Consider the following 4,927-nt stretch of genomic DNA (forward strand, 5'->3'; position numbering starts at 1 on the left):
CCAATCTACAAGATTTTTATACTTAAGTATTTGCCTTTCTTTCTTGCAGGGATATGTTTTTATAAGCTAATTAATGAGAAAAGAACTTATTTGTTATATTTTTATCTATTATTTTCACTCTTTTCAACATTGGCGATATATTCTTTCAGATATTTTTTGATTTTTACATTTTTTTATCTTGCTTTTTATTTTGCTCTTATAGGCTATGTTAAGTTTTTATCTATAAGACCTTTTATTTTCTTAGGTAGTATTTCTTATTCCTTGTACCTAATTCACCAAAATATCGGCTATATTATAATTAACAAATTTTATGAGTTAAATTTAAATCCTTTGTTAGGTATAAGTATAGCTATAGTTGTTAGCTTAATTTTAGCAACGCTATTATCAAGGCTAGTTGAAATACCGACTATGAAATTTATCCGAGAAAAATATAAAATTAATAAAAAAGGACAAAAGCTTTCTAAATTATTAACTTTTTTAAAACGCAGTTAACTTTTGATGTTATTGGTATGGGACGTTGATGACAAAAGTTTTGGATTTCTGTGTGCAGTATGCGCCTTTGATTATTTATAGAACCATATATTATAGTACTTGCCTATGTCATTATCTCATGTCCATAACCGTCATCCTAGAATACTTTTATTCCGGCTCAGAAACCCTACCGGGAAGGATCTAGCTTTTACGTTTCGTCTTTAAAAAGACGAAACGTGGATTCTGGCTCATAAGTGTTACTGGAATAATGAAATCGTGACCTCAATGGCATAAATGCTCATCGTCCTCATCCTCGAATGGTTTTACTATCACATCAAAGCCTTTCCTTTAAGCAATTTACGCAGCCACATTCTGTTGGGGCTAAGCAAAGCTTGTAGCTCTAGGCTTAGTGGTGATAGCTCGCCGCAGAGGTTTGCTGCTAAGCATTCGGCTACGAGTGGGCCTGAGCTGAGGCCACGTGAGCCGAGCCCTCCTAATACATATAACCCGTCATAAATTGGTGCTGGTGTTGTTTGCCAGTAACGTTGCCATAGGCTAGGCTTGTCTTTCGATTGCTGCTGCACAGCATATCTGGTAAATAACGCGTCAACATCAGGAACGCAGCCCATTACTGGGAAATGATCGCGACTGACCATCCTTACGCCAACTCTGGCATCGTTGTTTGAAACATCAATATCGTTAGGCCAGTTTGAATTGGGAAAGCTTTGTTGCATTTTTAGACTGTTTTCATGTTGTTCTAATGGACAGAAATCTAAGTGCTTAGGGTCTTTGACATAGCTTGCTCCCACGCAATGAAGTTGATTGTGTTGTGGCGTAAGATAACCATTAGCACAGATAACAGTATTGAGTTGTGCCAATTCACCTTGTGGAGGAACATGGCTGACTTGGCCTCTAAAACCGGTGATTTGTAGCTGTTTTGTTTGCTTGTAGCGAGTCAGTTCAGCACCTGATGCAATGACGACCTGGTCGTGACTTGCTATAAGGGTGTTATTTTCGCCACTAAGCAGTTGCCAGCCAGATGGATGTGATTCCAGTGAGCTAATGTCACTATTATAGATAACGCGAACCTTGGCTAATGATTGTGCTTTGATAATGCTAGCTTGTGCGAATTCAAACGGGCAGGCCCAGCCACCTAATGGATAATAAAAGCCCGATTTATCGATATCCACTTTGGCCAGTTGTGTCGCTTGGCTCGGGTTTACCTTAAAAGCAATTTCAGTTGGCCATGCTTGACCATCAATGATTTTATCTAATCTTGTTTGGCTGCGCTGATCAAAGCCTGTGTGCAAAACACCACACCAGTCATGACTAACATTAAATCCATTATCCGCTAGAGCCTGAATTCTTCGTCGGCTGTAAAGAAAGGCTTGTTGAAAAAACTGACTTAGTGGGCCATTTTCTGGCGTCAATAACGGATAAATAGCGCCTTGTTTGTTGCCCGAGGCGCCTTGCCCTAATGTGTCATCTTTACAATAAATGACCACGTCTTTACCGCGTTCAGCTAACGATAGTGCAAGGCTTGCAGAAGCAATGCCGCCACCTATAATAGCGATAGGACTGCCGTCGCTAGAAGGTAAAGGAGGCATGGGGTTATAAGCGAATTGTTGGTGGGTTTGTTGTCTCAGTGCCTGACGTTCTGCGATAGCAATGTCATCATTTTCTTGCGATGATGTGGCAGTTAAAAAACCGCAATGTGATAATTGCTCATTAATGGATAGCGCGACATCGTCATGACTTGTACTGGCAAAAAATCTTGCATTATCAGTACTAATGCGTCCACATTGCCAAAGCAGTTGCTGATTAAAATAATGATCCGAATGAGTCTCTAGGCTCGTATGGGGTAGGGCAAACCAATGTGTTATCCTTTGTTTATTCGGCGTGGCGATAGTCTTAACTTGCTCCAGTGGCAAACCTTGATACAGGTCAATCGTCACTTGGCTTTGCAGGAGACTTAGGCGTTGGCAACCTTCGATTGCAGCTATTTCACAATCGAGCAAAGCGTGAGCAAAAGGGCATAATGGATGATGTGTATTTAGTAGCCCTTGTTGTTGCCATTGATGTTCAAGTTGCTTGCGGTTTATGGCGATGGGTTCAAATACACTAATATGAACTCGTTTGTGAACCTGTTTTAAGTCGTTTTGCAGGTTTACCTGTTGTAAGGCTGCTAATAGCAGTATGATTTCATGACCATGACCAAAACTAAATTGACCTAGCGTTAATAATTCACGCTGATTGCGGTTAGATTTTGCATCATAGTCACTGGTTTGCAATACAGTACTGATATAGTGGTTAACTTGTTGTGAATATCGACTGTTTTGATTGACGTTGTCGCCTAACAATTCACAGATTGGTAATGTGTGTAAGTTGTTAGATGTAGATAACAAAGTAGTTTTATTCAAAATATTTTACTCAGAGCCGATAAGTTGGCATTATTTTACCTGCGTTTATGGAAAGCTGACCACTTAATTGCGTTAAAGCAGCTATGATTGCCACAATTAAGTACCGACATGTACCAAATGGATAGTATAAAAATGAAAAGAGTCGTGATCACCGGAATGGGTGTTGTTTCAAGTATCGGCAATAACAAGCAAGAAGTGACAGAGTCATTGAAAGCGGGTCGTAGCGGTATTACTCACTCGGCACAGTTTGAAGAAATGCAATTACGCAGCAAAGTTTGGGGCGACATTAAAATGAACCCAGCTGATCATATCGATCGTAAAGCGTTTCGCTTTATGGGCGATGCTGCTGCATATGCTTACATAGCTATGCAGGAAGCGATTGCTGATGCTAATTTAACAGAAGAACAGTATTCTAATTTTCGTGTCGGTCTGATTGCTGGTACGGGTGGCGCATCGTCAAAAAACCAAGTTCAGGCTGCTGATACGCTGCGTGAAAAAGGTGTTAAGCGTGTAGGACCTTATATAGTACCTCGTATTATGTCTAGTACCGCAAGTGCTTGCTTGGCGACACCGTTTAAAATTAAAGGTATGAGCTATTCAATCAGTTCAGCTTGTGCCACTTCGGCCCATTGTATTGGCCATGCTGTTGAACTTATCCAGATGGGTAAGCAAGATATGGTGTTTGCTGGTGGTGCTGAAGAAGTTGATTGGACATTAACCATGGGCTTTGACGCTATGGGTGCATTATCAACTAAATATAATGATACCCCAGAAAAAGCGTCTCGTACTTATGATGCTGACCGTGATGGTTTTGTTATTTCTGGCGGCGGCGGGATTGTTGTTGTTGAAGAATTAGAGCATGCATTAGCACGTGGTGCGAAGATTTATGCTGAAATTATTGGCTATGGCGCAACATCTGATGGCTACGACATGGTTGCTCCGTCTGGCGAAGGTGCGGTGCGTTGTATGCAGATGGCATTAGCCGATGTCGATACGCCGGTTGATTATATCAACACTCATGGTACTTCTACTCCAGTAGGTGACATGCGTGAACTTGAAGCGTTACGCGAAGTATTTGGTGAAAAAATGCCAGCTATCGCGTCAACCAAATCTTTGACGGGTCACGCTTTAGGGGCTGCGGGTGTTCATGAAGCGATTTACAGCATGATCATGATGGAAGACAGTTTCATTGCGCCAAGCATCAACATCGATAACCTTGATGAAAAAGCGATTGGCATGCCAGTGGTTCGTGAAATGCGTAACACTGAGTTGAACACCATTATGAGCAACAGCTTTGGTTTTGGTGGCACTAATGCAACATTAGTGATGCGTAAATATAAAGCATAATGCGTTGTTAGTGGCTTAAGCCGCGAATGATGTTAAAGCCAGCTTGGGTAACTTTGCTGGCTTTTTTGTTGCCTTTTGCCTAGAGAAAAAACGATAACTGGCGATTACAAGCGAACGCTGTGCTTATAGGAAAGGCTAAATGCCTAAATGCTAGCTCGCTTCGATGTGAGCTACTATAAAAGTCAATGCGGAATACGTCCCGGCAGCGTTTCTGAGCCGGGATAAAAGCATTAAGGATGACGGCGCTGGGATCCGTTATGACGGTGTTGGGGATACGTAATGAAGGCAAACTTCATGATGACTGTAGTGGGCTTCGGCAATCGCTGTTTCGTCCTATCCGTCGGGCTAACGCTGTTTTTCCTTATCCGTTGGGCTACGTTGGGCCAATGCCGTTTCGTACTATTCCACGAGCCAACGTTATTTCGTCCTATCCGTTAGGCCAACACTGTTTCTCCATATCAGTTAGGCCAATGCCGTTTTGTCCTACTCCTCGAGCCAACGTTATGTCGTCCTATTCGTCGTTCCAGTAATGTATTCACTTATGTCATCAGTAATGTTTTCACTTACGTCATATATGGACCCACCCGTTTTGCAAGTGATTTCGAAGCGTTGATAAACAAATTCATTGCCTTCATATATCCGGCTTGTGAACCGGGTGTTTTATATACCCGCAGCCCTAATGCAATTAG

General features: G+C 41.7%; 3 protein-coding genes. 2 read left to right on the top strand and 1 reads right to left on the bottom strand.

Annotated features, from left to right (window positions below; genetic code table 11):
* Positions 1-492, top strand: a 492-nt coding sequence (locus H5185_RS22815; RefSeq protein WP_220494512.1) for an acyltransferase, incomplete at its 5' end; no start/stop codon positions are given.
* 308 nt (positions 493-800) lie between these two features.
* Here H5185_RS22815 and mnmC read toward each other — a convergent pair.
* Positions 801-2,891 carry an FAD-dependent 5-carboxymethylaminomethyl-2-thiouridine(34) oxidoreductase MnmC gene (gene mnmC, locus H5185_RS21210; protein WP_259396281.1) on the bottom strand — a complete coding sequence of 697 codons (2,091 nt, stop codon included), beginning with the start codon at positions 2,889-2,891 and terminating at the stop codon, positions 801-803.
* 132 nt (positions 2,892-3,023) lie between these two features.
* On the opposite strand from mnmC, the gene fabB reads away from it, so the two are divergent.
* Entirely contained in the window at positions 3,024-4,238 is a 1,215-nt protein-coding gene (fabB, locus tag H5185_RS21215; RefSeq protein ID WP_165870081.1) for a beta-ketoacyl-ACP synthase I, read from the top strand.
* Positions 4,239-4,927 lie beyond the last annotated feature (689 nt).

It is taken from the genome of Shewanella sp. SG44-6 (assembly GCF_014164185.1).
Lineage (GTDB): Bacteria > Pseudomonadota > Gammaproteobacteria > Enterobacterales > Shewanellaceae > Shewanella > Shewanella vesiculosa.